Consider the following 19152-nt stretch of genomic DNA (forward strand, 5'->3'; position numbering starts at 1 on the left):
AAGGACTTAAGACTTTGATTTCGACTTTTTATCTTTCATCGTCATGTAATCTGGCATTAAATCATCTTCATTTTCCTCCGACTTACTTTCTTTCTTTTCAATTTTATCTTTTCTATTTTTACCTGAAAAGATAATTTGAAGAAATTCCTTAAACGAATCAAATTCAACATTGTAAGATATACCGACACCTTGAGTATACCCAATTTCTTCACCAAAGTTTCTAATGCTATTCTCTCTATTAAACACTTTAGCTCTAAGGGTTCCGTCTTCATTTAGCAACAAATCTATTTGTACATCTCCACTAATAACGGTCTGACTAGCACTTCCGAATGGTACACCAACTTTACCATTAACTAAAATTTTATCACTTATTTTAGTCTGAAGCGTTAAACCAAATTTATTATCGGTTTGTAATTCTGGTGTGTCTTGTGCTAATTCTAAATCTATACCTATATCTAAATTTCCATTACTTGTACCAAAAAGATTGTTTACAATACCTGTTAAACGTTCTGAAATAGTCCCGGTAAAATTTGCCCCTCCTAAACTACTAGAAAAGCCTCCTGTAGCTAAAAATATCAATGCTTGGTTATCGCGTTCATCTTTTGAGGACAACCTATATTCTAACTCAGATTTTACAGTAGAACTGACGTTAGGGAAATTAAAATCGAATTGTGGGTCTGGTTGTTCTAATTGCCCTGTTAAATGAATTTCGACTTCAACATCAATACTTTGATTTATGGGATTATCTAATAGTACTGATGGGTTTGCGCTTCCGGCATATAACGCTTTTAGGTTTATTTCTGCTCCCATCGGATCCCCTTCCCAAACAATACTCCCCCCTTGTTCTACCTTAAATTTCTTCTCAACAAAGCCTCCATATTTAAAGTTATATGTGCCATCATACACTACAAAATCTCCCCACATATTAAACGTTCCGTTAGTATTGATTAAGAAGTTTAAACCACCGACTCCCCTTCCTTTAATGGTGCTTCCTGCTTCTTTATCGATCACTATTTCTATGGTAGCGTTTTCGTTTACGTTTAAATCAAAGTCTAACACTAAACCTTTTACTTCAATAACGTCTGATATTTCACCTTTTAGTCGTGCTGCCTTTTCATCAGGGCTTAGGAAGTGAATAAAGGTATTATCTCCAAAACTTTCCGAATCATTTAAAGGAATAAAGAACTCGGTTCCGGCTTCCGTTCTTCCATCTATTACTTTAATTGTAAGCTGATCTGTTGGCCCTTTAATTTCTGCTTTTCCTGAAATAAACCCTGTGCCATAATATAGTTCATCTTCAGATTCTTCGGTATTTAAAACTAAAAGTCGATCGGTCGTTAATTCCAATCCGAGTTTCCAATCTGAAAAATTATTATGCGCTATAAAACCATTGAGACTACCTTTAGAAAAATATTTTGAATCCGTCATGGCCACATCATTAAAAATGAATTGCTGGCCTCTAAGCGAGACTTTAGAATCGAAATCAAAACCATAATCTACGTTGAGATATGGAATAGATAACCCGGCCCTATCTAATAACAATTCACCATAAATAGCCGGTTTATTTAAGCTTCCTGTAACATTGGCATAGCCAGATACCAATCCTCTAATATTATTAATAACTCCTTCACCCAATGGGTTTAATGGATCTAATAAAAATTCTTCAAAATTCACATTTAAGTCAATTTCGGGGTTGCTCTCAGCCACATCTATGGTTCCTTTGGCATCCAATGATTTTAAATTATCATTAACCAATGTGACATCAACATTGTAATTAGTTATAGAATTATTACCCTCAATATTTGCTTTAAGGTTTCCTAAATCATAATCATTTACAAAAAAGCCACTTATCTCTACATTTGATTTTGGTAAATAAACTCCACTATTTTGAACCACGTCTAACTTACCATTAACAATACCTTTTAATGCTAAACTATCAATACGCGGAGTGATTTTTACTAATTCAACATCTTTAAAATCGACATTAAAACTTTTATTGGTGGAGTCTATAACTTTTCCTGATAACAAAATTTCTTCATCATCGTGCGAAATTTTAATTGGAAAGATATCGAATGTTTCCAAATTTCTATCAAACGTAATCTTATTTAAAGTGTCCTTTTCTCTATTTAGCAACCAATTATACCCTTTAAATTTTACATCAGACTTTCTTAAACCTATAACTGATTTATTAGATTTATCAATGGTATAAAACATATTTAAGTTAAAGTCATCAGCATTATTAGTGCCTCCTTTAAATTCAGATTTTATTAATAAGGTATCACGTTTGGTTACATTAATTAAACTAAACTGAGATGCATTATACACTCCTGCACTAAGACTATCAATTTCAACATAGGTATTAAATAGTGGATTACTATTATCAATATTAACGTTAATATTATTAGCGAAGTAATCCTTAAACCTAATCTCTGGAGAATTAAATGAAAGTTCAAAACCTTTTTCATCCGTTTCTATTCTACCTTCTATAAACGTGTTTTTACCTAAGATTAAATCCTTAAAAAACACCGTAGCAATTTTAGAATAAATATTGAATCTAAAATCTATATATTGATTTTTATCGACCACATTAGGAACATAATTGGTATAAATACTCCCAACAGAATTCTCTACCAAACCTAATATGTCTTTCGTTTTAAATTGTCCGGTAATTTTACCATCTATAATATCTGGCGAGTTTATAGCTAACGTACGTTCATTATCATGAAAAGAAGATACAATATCAAAATCTTGAAAACTGTATTCACTATCTTGATTTTTATAAGTCGTATTCTTAATATTAATGGCTCCAACAGCATTATCTAAGGTTGTACCTGTGGCAGACATGGTTACTAAACCTCTAAATTCTGAAACACTATCACGTTTTACAAAATTTAAATTGCTAAGATTAGCATAACCAACATTGGCCTTAAAATCGAATTTTTTAAGGTCTTCAGAAAAATCTGCTAACCCGTTAAAATCCAGTTGTAAATTAAGATCTTCAACTTTTACGATACCGTTAAAAATACTATTCCCAAGATCGCCCGAAAGTGCAATATCTCGATACGTATAATCATTATAGTTTAATACAAAAACATCACCCTTTACTTCTGTTTTTAAATTTTTAATAGTAAAACCTTTTCCATCAACATCAAGATTTAAAGACGCGTTTTTTACTAAGGGATCATTGATGAGCTCACCAATATTAAATTCATCTAAAACAATATTTCCGATGTAACTAGCATCATCAATATTATTAATATTTGTCAATTGCAGATTCGACTTTATAAAACCTAAATCTGTATCGATGTCTAAATCAGCTTCAACACGTTTAGCCGTAACGAATGATGTTCCTTTAATTTTAAAATTCCCAACCTTAGAAATCACACTTGGGATAGAATTTCCTAAAAGCCTCGGTAACAATGCTGTTAAATCTCTATAATTTGAAGCTAAATTTTGAAAATCCCCTTGTAAAGCAAAACTATCTTCCGCTTTACTAAATAAATTTTTAAACGTAATATCTCCAATTATTCTCGTATTTGAAGTGGTACTTATATTAAGGTTTTTAGCTTCTAGGTTATTTAACGTTCCTGATAAGTCTGCATTAAAATTAGCATGCTGATTGGTTCCAAATTCATCGAAAAACACGTTTAGTTCTGTCAGTGAAATATCAGACTCTCTAAAGCTTGCAATAACATCTACTTTGTCTGTAAAATATTTTAAATCTTCGCGCTTATAATTAAATCTTAAATCACCTTTTAACTCTGATAATTCCGTTTTAATATTAAGATCACCAAACGTCATGTGATCTAAAGTGTATTCAAAATTTGCCATTAGATTTCTCACGGCAATTCCTCTACTATCTACAAAGCTAAATTTATTAATACGAGAACTGACCTCTGGCCCATTAATTAAAAAGTTTGTGGTATTAGCATTTAATTCTGTAAACTCAAAGATTTTTGGAGTGTCTAGATTTTCGTCTGTTAATCTAAAAATTCCACCTTCAATAGAAACATCACTCGATGAAAATAGAAATTCACTCGGACCAACTCTAGGGTTATCATTATCAAATTTAGCGACGAACACATCTAAATTAGTATCAATATCACCTTTGTAAGTTTTTAAATTGAAAATAACATCTTGAAGATCGATATCCCCAAAATTAAGCTTACTATTCATTAAATTCTGAAAGCTGATAATTGAACTATTTAATTCACCAACACTAATAAGCGTGTCTTTTTTATAATCTCTAATCAGTATTTCTTTCAGTTCAATATCACCATTGAGTTGAAGTCCAACACGACCAATATTAATATTAGTTTTAAAGTCGTTATTAATCCTATCTGTGGCATATCTTCCCAACCTTGTTTGCACCGTTGGAATCGATAGTACCAAAAACAAAATGAAAAACAGGAGCAATATAATTCCTATTATTTTTCCTATTATTTTGAGTATCCGTTTGATAGAATTTATGAGATTTACTTTTTACACCAATTACACTTCAAAAGAATCGATTAAATTAGTTTCTTTTTCCTTTTGATTTCATTTAAAAATAGAACCGTAGCTATCGCTATGCTAAGATTTTTTATATCCTAAAAAGAAAAAATAATTCCAATTTATTATCGACCATTTTAAAATTAATTTGGTCTTATTTCTTATTACCTTTGTCCTTACAATACGTTGTTTAATGTGGTAATGGACTTTAACTGGTAAAATTAACAATTATTGTGCCTAATATCGACTATGAAAAAAGAAAATATTTATATCCTTGGAATTGAGTCGTCTTGCGATGACACAAGTGCTGCAGTACTATGTAACGATCAGATACTGAGCAACGTTGTCGCTGACCAAAAAATACATGCTGAGTATGGTGGTGTTGTACCAGAACTAGCGTCGCGAGCACACCAACAAAATATTGTACCTGTGGTACACCAAGCTCTAGAAAAAGCTGGCATTAAAAAAGAACAATTAAGTGCTGTCGCATTTACCAGAGGTCCTGGATTGATGGGATCTTTATTAGTGGGGACGTCGTTTGCTAAATCCTTAGCTTACGGATTAGATATTCCGTTAATTGACGTCAACCATATGCAAGCGCATATTTTAGCACACTTTATTGATGAAGACCACCACAACAAACCACCATTTCCTTTTTTAGCCATGACGATTTCTGGTGGACACACACAGATTGTGAAGGTGAGTCGTTATTTTGAAATGGAAGTTTTAGGAGAAACGATTGATGATGCTGTTGGGGAAGCTTACGATAAAAGTGGTAAGGTTTTAGGTTTAGGTTATCCTGCGGGACCAGAAATTGACAGACGTGCACAACTTGGTAATCCAAAGGCCTATCAATTTACAAAACCAAAAGTTGATGGCTTGAATTTTAGCTTTTCAGGATTAAAAACTAACATTCTCTATTTTGTGCAACGCGAAGTAAAAGCAAATCCGAACTTCATTGAAGAGAACCTTAATGACATTTGTGCGTCTATTCAATATACAATCATCGGTATATTAATGGCGAAGTTAAAACTAGCAGTTAAAGAAACTGGCATCAATCATATTGCGATTGGCGGAGGAGTTTCTGCGAATTCGGGCATTAGAAAAGCACTTAAAGATGCTGAACAAAAATCTGGCTGGACAAGCTATATTCCGAAATTTGAATACACTACAGATAATGCAGCAATGATAGCTATTGTTGGGTATTTGAAGTATTTAGAAAAGGATTTTTCAGATTTTGATGTGATGGCTACGGCACGATTGAAGATATAATGCTACAATTAAAATCTTATAAATATTACATATTTTTATTAACCACTTTAGCAATCTGTTGGATTGGATTTAAGGCTATAGATTTAAATTTTGTTTTCAATATTTTAGACACCTATTATGTTATTCAGTATTCAGATATTATTGTAATACTTATGGCACTAGTACTTTTAATAGGATTCACATATTGGCTATTTTCGAAATGTAAAATTACCCTAATTAAAAATCTAGTTAAAATTCATAATTTATCAACGATTCTTAGCCTTGTATTATTAATAGTCACGCTTGTTTTCAATGAATTTATCAGTCCTTCAGGTTCCTCATCGCAATTCCCACTTTTTGATGACGCTAAAAATACGGAGGTAATACTAATAATACTAAGTGTTATAATTATAGCTTCTCAAATATTATTTGTTATTAATGCATTTGTAAGTCTTATTCGATACTTTTTATATAAAAAAGAAGTGTAAACTTCATAATTGTTAAAACATCTGTTAACATCCTTACAACCTTTGCTTCTATGGTGTCTTAAAATTTAGTTGTTTTGCAGTAACCCAAATCGAACTTAAAACAATTTTATTATGAAACATGTATTTACGCTTTTAATTTTACTGCCTTTATTCAGCTTTTCTCAAGCATCTTTTGAAAAACAATTAGATTCCATTTCCACACCTGAAGAAGCTACATCATTTTTAAAAGAAAATAGACCTGCACACGGTAAACTATTTACCTTCAACAAAGCAAAGCATAAAACCAGATTAGCAAACGACTTGTTTAATCTTTCCAAAGGCGGAAAAAAAGTGATTAAAACGGATTTCAATAAAACCTTTTATAAGGTTATTGATAAAGACGAAGTTAATTATACAAAATTTAGAATTATTTTATTTAATGCCGCAAACTCTTCTGATGAAGACGCCATAGCTAGACGTAAGAAAACTTTATCCCTATACCTTCAGGGCTACAGTTTTAAAGATTTAGCAAAACACTATTCATATGGCCCAACGGCTAAGATGGGAGGTGATACAGGCTGGATAAAAGCAGGTGAAATCTCTGAAGCTTTTGACAATATTGCTTTTAATGAAAGTCATCCTATTGATGAAGCTTTCATGGTAGACGATACAGAAAATAAAGTTTATTATTTGGTTCTCAAAACTGAGAATACAAAATCTATTGAAGAAATTACAGTTTTAAAATTTACAGAAGATATTGAGTAATGCAGTTATTCTATAATCCCAACATATCTGAAAATGATACCAGTTTTAGCTTTGAAAAAGACGAAAGTCGACACATCGCTAAAGTTTTACGTAAAACGATTGGCGATACGTTACATATTACGAATGGAAATGGTTGGTTATTTACAGCGGAAATCACTCTAGCAGATCAAAAACATTGCACAGTTTCCATAACCTCTAGAAGCCTACAACCCAAACGCCATTACGATTTGCATTTGGCTGTGGCACCAACTAAAATGAATGATCGCTACGAGTGGTTTTTAGAAAAAGCTACTGAAATTGGAATTGAAACCATCACTCCCATTATTTGCGATCATAGCGAACGGAAGGTTGTAAAAACAGAACGTTTTGAAAAAATTATTCAGTCTGCAATGAAACAATCCTTGCAATGCCATTTACCAAAACTAAATGCTCCCATTGCTTTTAAAGACTTTATTAGTCAAGAGTTTTCCAATCAAATTTTTATTGCACATTGTGAAGAGACTGATAAAACATCTTTAAAATCGCAATTACTACCTGAAACCGATTGCACCATTTTAATTGGACCCGAAGGAGACTTTAGCGTTAAAGAAATTGAAATGGCCTTGCAACACCAGTTTATTCCTGTAACTTTGGGTGACACACGCTTACGAACAGAAACAGCAGCTATTGCCGCTTGCCATTCTGTGGCTTTTTTAAATGAATAGACTAATGAGAATCATTTTCACTTTATATTTTTCACTTTTCACTTTTGTCTTGTTTTCCCAAGATGTCGCTATTTTAAAATATAAAGGCGGTGGAGATTGGTATAGTAATCCAACCGCTTTACCCAATTTAATTAAGTACTGTAATGATCATATTGATACAAATATCAATGAAAGTATTCAAACTGTAGAAGCAGGAAGTATTGATATTTTTCAATTTCCATTGTTACATATGACGGGGCACGGAAACGTCTTCTTCAGTGATGACGATGCCGAAAACTTAAGAAATTACCTTATATCTGGTGGCTTTCTTCATATTGATGATAATTATGGCATGGAACCTTATATTACCAAAGAACTCAAAAAAGTATTTCCAAATAGCGAATTAATTGAAATCCCTAAAGATCATAAAATATTCAGTTCAGCTTATGAATTTTCAAATGGCTTGCCTAAAATCCACGAACACGATGGCAAAGCTCCACAAGCTTTTGGAATTTTTTACGAAAGTAGATTAGTTTTGTTATTCACTTTTGAAAGCGATTTAGGCGATGGTTGGGAAGATCAAGAAGTTCACAATGACCCTGAAGATGTAAGAGAAAAAGCTTTAAAGATGGGAGCTAATATTGTGAAGTATGCTTTTGAAAATTAAATTTTTTTAAAATAAAGACCTAATAATCAATAATAAGAAACCACAAGCATGAAATTAAATTACCGTTGCGAGTCTTGTAAAAAAGATAATTTTATTAGCACGAAAGCTACAGACAGACATGGCTTATTAATGGAAAGAGGGAGTAACGAATTTAATGAACGCTGTAAGCATTGTGGTCATTTTACAAAAAAACACATCAATAGACTCTATGCAGATGATAATTACACTCTAGTAATTGTTGGGTTTGCTCTTTCTGCAATTGCAACGTTCTTCTTATGGGATTTTGGTTGGATTTCAACACTGACTGGTACAATTCCTCTATATTTTTGGACTGAAATGAAAAAGAAATCCAGCGCATTTAATAAAACCATGGTTAAATAAGCATGAAGACGTTTTCTCTTAAATATAAAATCGTTGCATTTTTATTAGTTTTGGCGTTCACCTTTCAATCGATGGAGTCTATTAATAGTCATACTTACAAAACAGGTATTGATAGTTATCATTATACCTATTCTTGTTTTGTTGGAAAAATAAGTACTCACTTAGCTATTCATTGCGATGCTAAATTCTGCAACACCTATTTATAATAGCGTACAAATTAATTTTGTTTTCAACCTTTATGCAATTAAACCACTACAACTCCAACTTCAAAAAGCAAAAACATCCAATTACAGTACTATGTGATAATGTCACTAACGCTCCGAATATTGGTAGTTTATTCAGAACAGCAGATGCTTTTGGTGTTGATGAACTCATCTTTTGCGGTTCAGATATTCCTTTAGGTAAACGGATGACAAAAACGTCACGTTCTACAGAAAAGTATGTCAACCACCGTGTGGAAGACGCTATTGAAACTCAAATAAACATCTTAAAATCAAATCAGTATTTTTTAATTGCTTTAGAAATTTCAGAAAACAGTCAACCGTTAACGTCCTTCACCTTAGAAACAAAACAACCTATCGCTCTAATCTTGGGTGATGAAAATTTTGGTATATCTGAAGCTGTACTTAAACAAGTGGATGCTGTGGTTCATATCAATATGTTTGGAAATAATAGTAGCATGAATGTTGTTCAAGCTACGAGTATAGCACTTTACGAGATTACTAAGCAACTTAATTCATAAATTTGTCTTGCTGAATTATATTCAGCATCTTTGAGTAAATAATTACACCATGAATTCAAAAACAATAGCCAACGGTATTTTAAGAGCAATAGGTGTCATATTAGCTATTATTTTAGTGTTATATTTTCTTTTTAAAATTCAGTCTGTAATTGTTTATATCGCTTTAGCTGTAGTTATTTCGCTTATCGGAAGGCCTATTATTCTTTTTTTAAGAGATCGCTTAAAATTTAATAATACTATTGCTGTCGTAGTAACGATGGTATTACTATTAGGTCTTTTAGTAGGTTTAGTTGGACTTTTTATTCCATTAATTATGGAACAAGGCCAAAATTTAGCATTATTAAATATTGAACAACTACAAGTTAATATTGAAAATCTGTATGATCAAATTATCACCTATTTTCAATTTAATAATATTGATATTGAACAATCTATAGAAGACTCTCACTTACTATCAAAACTCGATTTTGCTATTATACCTAACTTCTTAAATAGTTTTGTAAGTGGTTTAGGTACTTTTAGTATTGGTTTGTTTTCTGTACTTTTTATTTCGTTTTTCTTTTTAAAAGATAGTAAGTTGTTTGAAGATGGTTTAATGACCTTTATACCTAGCGGAAATGAAGAACGCTCTAAACGTTCAATAAATACTATAAAAGACTTATTATCACGTTATTTTGTTGGACTTATACTTCAAATTTTAATCTTGTTCGTTATTTATACGATTGTGTTATTAATTTTTGATATTGATAATGCTATTGTAATTGCATTCTTATGTGCATTACTAAACCTTGTGCCTTATGTTGGTCCTTTAGTGAGTGGTTTTTTAATGCTTTTATTAAGCATGTCTAGTAACTTAGGAGAAAGTTTTAGCGATGTTATTTTACCAAAAACAACCTATGTTATGATTGGTTTTATTATAGCGCAATTGGTAGATAATTTCTTCTGTCAACCTTACATATTTTCTAAAAGTGTTAAGTCTCACCCCTTAGAAATTTTCTTAGTTATCATCATTGCAGGTATTCTATTTGGTGTGGTTGGAATGATAGTCGCTATACCGTCTTATACGGCCATAAAAGTAATTCTGAAAGAATTTTTATCAGAGTACAACATCGTTAAAAAGCTGACTAAAAACTTATAGTATTAGTTTGAATACATCATTACTACATATTGAAATTCAAGATTTTATAAGTAAAAATATAAATTCAAACACTTCTGAATTATTATTAAAAGGTATGCCGTTTGACATTGTAGATTCTAAATTAATCATTGAACAAATTGAAGCCAAAAAACGATGCCAAAAGAAATTACCAACGTGGTATAACACTGAACAGATATACTATCCTAACAGACTAAATATAGAGCAAACTTCGTCAGAACAAACCGCTAAATTTAAAGCCGATTTAGTATCCGGAAAATCAGTGATTGACCTCACAGGAGGCTTTGGTGTAGATGCGTATTACTTTTCAAAACAAGTCAATCAAGTGACACATTGTGAAATCAATTCTCAATTGTCAGAACTGGTAAAGCACAATGCTAATGCATTAAATATTTCTAATATAACTTTTATTAACGGTAACGGAATTGAAGCTTTAAAACGCATTGATGAACCCTTCGATTGGATTTATGTGGATCCTTCGCGTCGTGATGACTCAAAGCAAAAGGTGTTTTTACTTTCTGATTGTGAACCCAACATAAAAACGCATCACGATTTATTTCTAAAATATGCCGAAAATGTGATGATTAAAACCTCTCCGTTATTAGATATAACGGCGACACTATTAGACATAGCAAATGTTAAAGAAATTTATGTGGTTGCTGTAAATAATGAAGTGAAGGAATTACTTTGGATTTTGGAACGGAATTTTGAAGGAGACGTGAACATTAAAACAGTAAACCTACAAAAATCGAACACGCAACGTTTTAATTTTAAGTTCAATGACGAACCAGAAGCTAGTGTAACATTTAGTGAACCACTCACCTATTTATACGAGCCTAATGCAGCAGTTTTAAAATCAGGAAGTTTTAACTCGGTGAGTTCGCTTTTAAAGATCTCTAAATTACATAAACATTCGCATTTATATACCTCAGAGAACCTAATCGATTTTCCAGGAAGGAGATTCAAAATTGAAAAGATTATCTCTTTCAATAAAAAGGCCTTTTCAAAAGAACGAATTGTAAAAGCCAACGTAACGACACGGAATTTTCCATTATCCGTTAATGCTATTCGTAAAAAATTGAAAGTTAAGGATGGTGGAAACAATTATTTATTCTTCACTACAAGCCATAATGATTCTAAAATTATCATCATTTGCTCAAAAGTAGTCTAGGTCTATTTTTATGCTTCGATAATTTATACTTGTATACAAATTACAGAAATCCTTTCTGAACAACAACCATATCGTTTCCCCAAAGTTTTACTAAGTATGAAATATCGATAGGAAAGAATGACGAAGAACCATCAGTGTTGTACTTTACAGGACATTCAATTTTGCTATCGTCAATAATTTCACATGTATTTTTACCATTATCAGAAATGTAAATATTACCCGAATCGATTTTATCATAGACTTTTTTTAAATCTATAATCGCATATTTTAAAAATTTAGAGGTTTTACTAATATCCTTTTTCGAGCAATCTAAAATGCCGTAAGTAAAATAGTGTGCCTTCATTTTAAAATATTCAGATTCTTGTCGGTCTTCATGTTTATTCTCATCACGTCTATAACGAATTGTAAAATCTGTAAAAGCTTTGTATTTTTCTTCTCTAAACCGTTCTTGTACGGTATTTACGGCATCCTTATTTCTAAAAACGTAATCGATACCCACAGTCATATCAATATATTTTGCAAAACTTTTTTTCAGCCTCACCTCTTCCCAACTGATTTGTCTATAAATATTAGGTACAGCGATATGTTTATGTACATAATCTGTAAACGCTCTATCATTTTTATATTTAGACATTTTACAATTTGGAATTTACTGTTCCACTTCTCATTTAAAAAAACATAAAATTCATCAAAGAATTAACGTGGCAATTTTTATATCCCTCTGATAAATATACACTTAAATATATGATAAAATTATTCCTATAAATTTTATAAAAAAACTTAAATAAATTGTTGCGTTCTTTAAAATGTTGCGTTACATTTGCATCCGCAATTAAGAGAATGTTCTTTTATATATTGGAGAGGTGCCTGAGTGGCCGAAAGGAGCGGTTTGCTAAATCGTCGTCGGTGGAAACACTGACCCAGGGTTCGAATCCCTGTCTCTCCGCAATTTTTACTGCAGCTTATGCGATTCTGTAAGTAATATAAGATAATCATTTTCGGGGTGTAGCGTAGCCCGGTTATCGCGCCACGTTTGGGACGTGGAGGCCGCAGGTTCGAATCCTGCCACCCCGACTTTTATTGAATTTTTAGAGTTTTACTCTAAATGGTCGCATAGCTCAGCTGGATAGAGCACCTGCCTTCTAAGCAGGCGGTCCTAGGTTCGAATCCTAGTGCGATCACAAAAAGCCTTAACATTTATGTTGAGGCTTTTTTGTGTTTAATTATATATTATACAACACCTATTATAACTTTAAATCTATAGATAATTTCTACGTTCAATCTACGGTAAATTTTATAGCCTAAAAAAAAGAAAAATTAAGGCATTTTTAAAAAATATTTATATATTCGCGACCGCTTACCAAAAATGCGAGAGTAGCTCAGTTGGTAGAGCGTCAGCCTTCCAAGCTGAATGTCGCCGGTTCGAACCCGGTCTCTCGCTCTAAAGACATCCTCTGTTGAGTGGTCTTTTTAGTTTGAAATATTGAATTAAAGCATTGGGGAGATACTCAAGCGGCCAACGAGGGCAGACTGTAAATCTGCTGACTACGTCTTCGCAGGTTCGAATCCTGCTCTCCCCACAAATGATTTTTAAATGCAGCTTTACAAAAACTCACTTTTGTAAAATCATTGGGATTGAGTCATCACCAATCTAGAATACTCAGCGATACGAAGTAATCTAAAATAAACCTAACTGATTCTAAATATTGAAATACCATTATTAAAGCAATTTAATTACAAAATGTACGAGTCGCTCAGTTGGTAAAGCGTCAGCCTTCCAATTAGGCGGTCCTAGGTTCGAATCCTAGTGCGATCACAAAAAGCCTTACTAGAAATAGTGAGGCTATTTTGTGTTTTAGAACTATGTGTTTTCTATTACATTTTATATTCTCAATCGAAAAATATATTTTATATCAATATCCAAATTACAGTGGTTTTCTCTACTTAGTAAAAAGCCGTTTTTATAGCTTCTACAGACACGCCAAACAAAGCTTCAATAACAGGATTTAAACTATCCTCATCGCCTTCCATATGACAGGTTAATTGTATATGCGTTGCGCTTTCTCCTGAATTTAGAGCTAAAGCTGGTGACGATGTTTCCAATTCATAAAAAGGGCCTAATGGTTTTGCTCCTGATTCAGGTTCTCCATCGTTATAAGCATTTATGACATCCCCTTCAAATGGTTTATCTTGAATTTCCCACATGGAATTGACGTAATCCATTGCATTTTCAGGCTTGTTATATTTTACTATAGTTAAGATGCCATTTTCAGAATCATAAGAACCTGCAATATTTTTAGCACGCATAGGCGACAATCCTATTTTACTACGATACTGACCATCTCCACTAAAATAAATTACCTGATCTTTAACCACTAATCGGTCTGATGGCACTTTACCAAAATAAGCATCATTTACCACCTCACCTAAGTCAGCTACTTCACCTTGTACATAAGGAATTATAATCGTCGTATATGGCGAATGATTGTACATCCCTAACATCCACATAGAAAGTAAACCGGTTTCTTTTTTCCAATCGGTTTCTCCTAAATTGGTCATGATATTGGTCGTTTTATAAGCAACGGATTTAATCGTTTCTGCTAAGGTGTCTAAGCCCAGTTCTTTTTGAAGGTTTTGTTTTGAAAGAATAGCTACTTCACGTTGAATGCCCATATTAAATGTGAAACCCGAATAATTGGTTAATGCCGCTTCCTTTGTAAATACAACTTTATTTGAAGTCTTACTTTTTACATCAAATGGTTCTAAGTCTATCAACTTTGGTGTGTACCAATCGTCTAAAGTAAATTCGGTTCCTTTTTTGAAGAAAATAGAATATTGTCCACCTTCTGGCCCTAACCAAAAACGTTCTTCACCTCCAAAAACGTTGATATGTTCTAAGGTGTCTTTAGATTTGAATAATTCTTTATTTATCCAACCGTAACTTCTGCCTTTGGCACCAAAAGCACTACTAGTCATCACGCGACCTTGCAATGCTGCTGCAATAGCTACTTTTGAGTTGTTAGTTTCGTCCTTAAGTTCTATGACGTCTATATAATCTTTCATAAACATAACGTCGTCTGCATAAGTGGATATGTTCTTATTTATAGCAGTCGTATCAAGTGAATCGGTAGTGTTATTGTCTTTTTCCATTTCAGATTTCTTTTTTGAATTACAGGATATAGTTAATAAAATAAAGCATACAATTATTGTAACGCTTCCTAATAAATGTGGTTGTTTTAGTTTCATGTTCTGCTCTTTTTCATCTTAATTGTCTTTATTACTTAAATCAATCTTCAGAATCCGTTCTATAGGGATAAGCTGGTAAATCTGTACCATTTACTAAATTCACTTTTGGTTTTCCTGAAAAGGCGTAACGTATGTATAGCGGTTTTTTTATTTCATTAGAATGTAAAACTACAGTCTGTCCTTTAATTTTTGCTTTGGCAGGTTTCCATTGCATAGTGTCGTCTGCAATCCAAAATCCTGTAGGTGATTTACCGTCTGTAGTTTTTAATCCTTCCGCATGATCATAACTTACTATCAATTTTCGATTACGTACTTCAACATTTTTCATTACCGGACCTTCTGCAACGATAGCTTCTCCTAAGGTTTCTTTAGCGGCTTCAAGTGCTAAACGTTTTCCAATAGGACGTTTGTCTTTTGGGTGAATATTTTTTAAATCCCCCAAATCAATGGTATTGATGACATTTGTATGTGGAAGTTGCAATACTTTGAGTTGTGATTCTCGTATCCAAGCCCAAGATTCTTCTGTTGGGTCTTGTGCATCTATAATAGGCTTTTTTTCAGTTCCTTTTCCATAACCAGGCAGCATAACGACCATAAAATGCATATCACCTTTATACCATTCTTTACGATAGCGTTTTATCCAAGCACTCATAATATCGCCATACTCTTTCATACCAGCTACTCTATGAAACCAATTGGCTTCTGTAACTTCAGGCACACCAGACATATATCTGGCATTACGCTCACCCTGATACCAAACCAATCCTCTGACGGCAAAAGGTGCCAAAGGTTTCATCATGGCGTTGTACAAAATATTAGGTTGTCTTCTTATAAAAACATCTTCTGCCTTTGTCCGCTTATCATGTTTTTCTACTATCGATTTAATACGGTTTTGAGTCACTGTATCTTTATCAAAATCACGCATTATGGTTTTAAAATAATCGAATTCTTCAGTCATATCTCGTGGCATCCATGCCTCAATGGAAGAACTTCCCCAAGACGAATGAATAATACCGATAGGCACATTAATCATATCTTCCAAATAGTAGGCAAAGGCAAAAGCAACAGCGCTTACAGGTGTTTCTTTTGACCACGTCCCTTCAACCTCATCCTTTTCTGTTAATGAAACCGTCCTAGTGACTTCAAAACGTCGTATGTTTTTTGCTTTATCTACTAAAGCCTGAATATCTGGAACCGCCTTAACATTCATTTGCATATTCGACTGGCCTGAACAAATCCAAACTTCGCCCACTAAAACATCAGAAATAACAAGGTCTTTTTTCCCACTTACAATTAAATCGCTGCCTGTTTTTGCAGTTTTTAAGGTATCTAATTGAATTTTCCATTTACCGAATACATCTGCGGTTGTCGTCTTTTGTTGTCCAGCAAATGAAACTGAAACTTCCTGACCAGCATCAGCCGTTCCCCAAATGGGCACTTGCATATCACGTTGTAACACCATGTGATTACCAAAAACAGGTGATAATTTTACTTCTGAATTCATAAACCTAGCTTTTAAAAACGCATAGCTTTTCTCCATTAATTCGGTATAGACGATTTTATCAGCTTTTTCACCACGGAAAAATGAGCCATTAAAAAAGCCATGCCCTTTTCCTTCATAAGATTCTAACTGGCAAACATTTACTGCTTCATTCATTAATACATGGAAACGTTCGGCATTTTCATAAGGCACTGTTTTATCCGCTTTTCCGTGAAAAATCAACGTAGGAACAACACCTTTATTAATATGATGATTGGGTGAAATATCCGTTTTATGGTCCTCACCTACTTTCTCCATTCCATAGCCTTTTTCAGTTGTATCGAGAACTGGATTATACAGTATCATTGCATTCGGTTTAGAACTGACGGACAAATCCTCTCCTGCTTCTTCATAACCTTCAATAACACCTGTACACAACGCAATATGTCCGCCTGCAGAACCACCTGAAGCCACTATTTGATTAGGGTTAATTCCTAATTCTTTAGCATGTTGACGTACCCATCTAATTGCCGATTTTGCATCAGTCACTGCATCAAAAGGTGTTGTGCCATGCTTTTTATTAACTCTATATTCTGCTGAAATGGCAACAATTCCCTTTTGAGCAAAAAAACGAGATTGCTCATAAAACTGTTTAGCTGTGCCACTTGACCAACCACCACCAAAGAAAAATACGATAACTGGAACTTTATCTGTGACTTGATATTCTTTTGGATTGAAAATATGAAGCGACAATGCTGTATTATCCACAGTTTTGTACACTAAAGAAGTATCTGGTGTTATTGTATTTTTAACTACAACGGATTCTGCATGAGTTATCATAGTTGAAACCAATAGAACTAATGTAGTAAGTAATAATTTCATGTTTTTTAATTATATGTTTATCTTAAGTAAGTTGTGTTTAATTCTCTAAATAAGGAATTTTAATATTTTTAAGTTTTTGTAATTAATTACAATACCAATTATACACATCGAACTTGACAATTATGACGCTTACTAATTTAGTATCGCTTCAATTTGCGTCCAACCTTCCATGCCTTCATTTTGCTGAATGGCTCCAGGCGTACTTCTACCATCCAAAATTATTTTTTTAAGAGCTGCTTTTAGTTCCGCAGCTATCTCTGGATGTTCATCGATTAGGTTTTTAGTTTCGCCTATATCGTCTTTCAAATTGTATAATTGCATGGCTGGCAACTCTAATTTTTCTGCTCGTATACTCCTTAATGATGGATAACTCCAACCACCAGAACCTTCACATAAATTTAATTTCCATTCGCCTTTTCTTATTGCAAAAGCGCCATCAATAGAATGATGAACCGTATATTCCCTAATATCCGAACCGTTTTCATTATTAAAGAGTGGAAACATACTATAACTATCCTCGGCTTCGGTATCCTTAATTTTATATCCTGCTATTTCGGCACAGGTAGCAAAAAAATCTGTTGTACAAATTGTTTTATCTGAACTTAAATTTTTCAACGCCTTTCTTGGCCATTCTACCACAAATGGCACACGATGACCACCTTCATAGATATCAGCTTTCGCACCACGAAACACATAACTAGGATTATGTTTTACATTAGCAAGCTCGTCAAAATTAGCTCTTGGTGAACACCCATTATCACTTGTAAAAACCAAAAGTGTATTTTCTGAAATACCTTGTTTTTTAAGAACTTCTCTAATTTGACCCACGACATCATCAACCTGCATCACAAAATCCCCATACATATTGGTATTACTTCTGCCCATAAATTCCGTAGTTGGTAAAATTGGCGTGTGTGGTGCTGGCAAAGGGAAGTATAAAAAGAAAGGGGTTTCTTTTTTGGAATTTTCAGTAATATAATCAACAGCTTTATCTGTTAAGTCTTGCAATACAGTTGCATGAACAAAATCATCAGAGGTCAATCCTTCTCTCCAAAAGCCTTTTCTATCGCGTGAAATTGTAGTTTTGGTAGGCACCATTGTCGGCATATCATTTTCAACATACACATAAGGTGGCATATCCAACGAGCCACAAAAACCATAAGAATAATCAAATCCGTGGGTTGATGGTCCGTTTTTAATTGGTGCACTAAAGTCTATTTCGGCTTTTGCTTTGTAACTATCAAGGTTCATTTCTTCGTTCTCATTTGTAATTTTCCAATCCCAACCCAAATGCCATTTTCCAACATAAGCCGTGTTATATCCTTGACTCTTTAACATATCTGCAATGGTTGTACGATCTTGTTTTATTAGCGACGTTGACGTACCACTTAAAACACCATTTTTTAATGAGGTTCGCCAATTGTACCTTCCTGTTAAAATACCATAGCGTGTAGGTGTACAAACCGCTGATGATGTATGCGCATCGGTAAATTTAATCCCGTTAGACGCCATTTCATCAATATTTGGTGTTGGAATTTTTCCTTCCGGATTAAAAGCCTGTACATCTCCATAGCCTAAATCATCAGCTAAGATGTATATAATGTTTGGGTTTTGATTTGCTCTATCTTTTTTTGATTGGCCTGTCATTAAAAAAGGTAACAGTAGAAATGCCACTAATATTTTTTTCTTCATCGGTTTTGTTTTTTAATATTTATAATTTAGAACATCGTGAAATTTGAATCGAATATTTAAAAATCAACAATGATTATG

At 33.2% G+C, this 19152-nt stretch carries 13 protein-coding genes and 5 tRNA genes; 13 read left to right on the forward strand and 5 right to left on the reverse strand.

Annotation, left to right across the window (positions count from 1 at the left end; translation table 11 throughout):
• Window positions 1-6 precede the first annotated feature (6 nt).
• A complete protein-coding gene (locus tag KO515_RS16510) occupies window positions 7-4371 on the reverse strand; it encodes a translocation/assembly module TamB domain-containing protein (protein ID WP_354668284.1) in 4365 nt (1454 codons plus the stop codon).
• A gap of 369 nt (window positions 4372-4740) precedes the next feature.
• Between KO515_RS16510 and tsaD the strand changes: the two genes are divergently transcribed.
• From tsaD to KO515_RS16550, 8 genes are all read left to right on the forward strand, one after another.
• Window positions 4741-5763, forward strand: a complete 1023-nt coding sequence (tsaD, locus tag KO515_RS16515; protein WP_215937440.1) for a tRNA (adenosine(37)-N6)-threonylcarbamoyltransferase complex transferase subunit TsaD — start codon at window positions 4741-4743, stop codon at window positions 5761-5763.
• 578 nt (window positions 5764-6341) lie between these two features.
• On the forward strand, window positions 6342-6974 hold the full coding sequence (locus KO515_RS16520; RefSeq protein WP_215937441.1) for a peptidylprolyl isomerase: 633 nt from the start codon (window positions 6342-6344) through the stop codon (window positions 6972-6974).
• The gene (locus KO515_RS16525; protein ID WP_215937442.1) at window positions 6974-7678 is read left to right on the forward strand and encodes a 16S rRNA (uracil(1498)-N(3))-methyltransferase; all 705 of its coding nucleotides are present in this window, start codon (window positions 6974-6976) and stop codon (window positions 7676-7678) included. The genes KO515_RS16520 and KO515_RS16525 overlap by 1 nt, the downstream gene beginning before the upstream one ends.
• 4 nt (window positions 7679-7682) lie before the next feature.
• A complete protein-coding gene (locus KO515_RS16530; RefSeq protein ID WP_215937443.1) occupies window positions 7683-8324 on the forward strand; it encodes a DUF4159 domain-containing protein in 642 nt (213 codons plus the stop codon).
• Between the two features lie 48 nt (window positions 8325-8372).
• Window positions 8373-8705, forward strand: coding sequence for a hypothetical protein (locus KO515_RS16535; RefSeq protein ID WP_215937444.1), 333 nt, complete (start codon window positions 8373-8375; stop codon window positions 8703-8705).
• Between the two features lie 238 nt (window positions 8706-8943).
• On the forward strand, window positions 8944-9447 hold the full coding sequence (locus tag KO515_RS16540) for a TrmH family RNA methyltransferase (protein ID WP_215937445.1): 504 nt from the start codon (window positions 8944-8946) through the stop codon (window positions 9445-9447).
• A 49-nt stretch (window positions 9448-9496) separates the two neighbouring features.
• On the forward strand, window positions 9497-10585 hold the full coding sequence (locus KO515_RS16545; RefSeq protein ID WP_215937446.1) for an AI-2E family transporter: 1089 nt from the start codon (window positions 9497-9499) through the stop codon (window positions 10583-10585).
• Between the two features lie 7 nt (window positions 10586-10592).
• Window positions 10593-11774 (forward strand): THUMP-like domain-containing protein, encoded by a 1182-nt coding sequence (locus KO515_RS16550; protein WP_215937447.1) that lies wholly within the window; start codon window positions 10593-10595, stop codon window positions 11772-11774.
• A gap of 40 nt (window positions 11775-11814) precedes the next feature.
• Here the strand turns inward: KO515_RS16550 and KO515_RS16555 are convergent, their stop codons facing one another.
• Window positions 11815-12408: a hypothetical protein gene (locus KO515_RS16555; protein WP_215937448.1), complete on the reverse strand. Its 594-nt coding sequence runs from the start codon at window positions 12406-12408 to the stop codon at window positions 11815-11817.
• Window positions 12409-12631: 223 nt separating this feature from the next.
• On the opposite strand from KO515_RS16555, the gene KO515_RS16560 reads away from it, so the two are divergent.
• From KO515_RS16560 to KO515_RS16580, 5 genes are all read left to right on the forward strand, one after another.
• Window positions 12632-12720 (forward strand) — tRNA-Ser (locus KO515_RS16560).
• 53 nt (window positions 12721-12773) lie between these two features.
• Window positions 12774-12848 (forward strand) — tRNA-Pro (locus KO515_RS16565).
• A gap of 33 nt (window positions 12849-12881) precedes the next feature.
• A tRNA-Arg gene (locus KO515_RS16570) sits at window positions 12882-12955 on the forward strand.
• Window positions 12956-13142: 187 nt separating this feature from the next.
• Window positions 13143-13215: transfer RNA gene (locus KO515_RS16575), tRNA-Gly, on the forward strand.
• Window positions 13216-13272: 57 nt separating this feature from the next.
• A tRNA-Tyr gene (locus KO515_RS16580) sits at window positions 13273-13354 on the forward strand.
• A gap of 364 nt (window positions 13355-13718) precedes the next feature.
• On the opposite strand, the gene KO515_RS16585 is transcribed toward KO515_RS16580, so the two are convergent.
• From KO515_RS16585 to KO515_RS16595, 3 genes are all read right to left on the reverse strand, one after another.
• Window positions 13719-15020 carry a DUF6786 family protein gene (locus KO515_RS16585; protein ID WP_215937449.1) on the reverse strand — a complete coding sequence of 434 codons (1302 nt, stop codon included), beginning with the start codon at window positions 15018-15020 and terminating at the stop codon, window positions 13719-13721.
• A 40-nt stretch (window positions 15021-15060) separates the two neighbouring features.
• Window positions 15061-17382 (reverse strand): alpha/beta hydrolase fold domain-containing protein, encoded by a 2322-nt coding sequence (locus KO515_RS16590; protein WP_215937450.1) that lies wholly within the window; start codon window positions 17380-17382, stop codon window positions 15061-15063.
• Between the two features lie 132 nt (window positions 17383-17514).
• Window positions 17515-19074, reverse strand: a complete 1560-nt coding sequence (locus KO515_RS16595; protein ID WP_215937451.1) for a sulfatase family protein — start codon at window positions 19072-19074, stop codon at window positions 17515-17517.
• Between the last annotated feature and the right edge of the window lie 78 nt (window positions 19075-19152).

Source organism: Winogradskyella psychrotolerans (assembly GCF_018860545.1).
GTDB lineage: Bacteria > Bacteroidota > Bacteroidia > Flavobacteriales > Flavobacteriaceae > Winogradskyella > Winogradskyella psychrotolerans_A.

What these genes read in the sequence shown, in the direction of transcription:
- tsaD (WP_215937440.1), top strand. Translation starts at nt 4,741, where the DNA reads ATGAAAAAAGAAAATATTTATATCCTTGGAATTGAGTCGTCTTGCGAT.
- KO515_RS16520 (WP_215937441.1), top strand. Translation starts at nt 6,342, where the DNA reads ATGAAACATGTATTTACGCTTTTAATTTTACTGCCTTTATTCAGCTTT.
- KO515_RS16525 (WP_215937442.1), top strand. Translation starts at nt 6,974, where the DNA reads ATGCAGTTATTCTATAATCCCAACATATCTGAAAATGATACCAGTTTT.
- KO515_RS16530 (WP_215937443.1), top strand. Translation starts at nt 7,683, where the DNA reads ATGAGAATCATTTTCACTTTATATTTTTCACTTTTCACTTTTGTCTTG.
- KO515_RS16535 (WP_215937444.1), top strand. Translation starts at nt 8,373, where the DNA reads ATGAAATTAAATTACCGTTGCGAGTCTTGTAAAAAAGATAATTTTATT.
- KO515_RS16540 (WP_215937445.1), top strand. Translation starts at nt 8,944, where the DNA reads ATGCAATTAAACCACTACAACTCCAACTTCAAAAAGCAAAAACATCCA.
- KO515_RS16545 (WP_215937446.1), top strand. Translation starts at nt 9,497, where the DNA reads ATGAATTCAAAAACAATAGCCAACGGTATTTTAAGAGCAATAGGTGTC.
- KO515_RS16555 (WP_215937448.1), bottom strand. Translation starts at nt 12,408, where the DNA reads ATGTCTAAATATAAAAATGATAGAGCGTTTACAGATTATGTACATAAA.
- KO515_RS16585 (WP_215937449.1), bottom strand. Translation starts at nt 15,020, where the DNA reads ATGAAACTAAAACAACCACATTTATTAGGAAGCGTTACAATAATTGTA.
- KO515_RS16590 (WP_215937450.1), bottom strand. Translation starts at nt 17,382, where the DNA reads ATGAAATTATTACTTACTACATTAGTTCTATTGGTTTCAACTATGATA.
- KO515_RS16595 (WP_215937451.1), bottom strand. Translation starts at nt 19,074, where the DNA reads ATGAAGAAAAAAATATTAGTGGCATTTCTACTGTTACCTTTTTTAATG.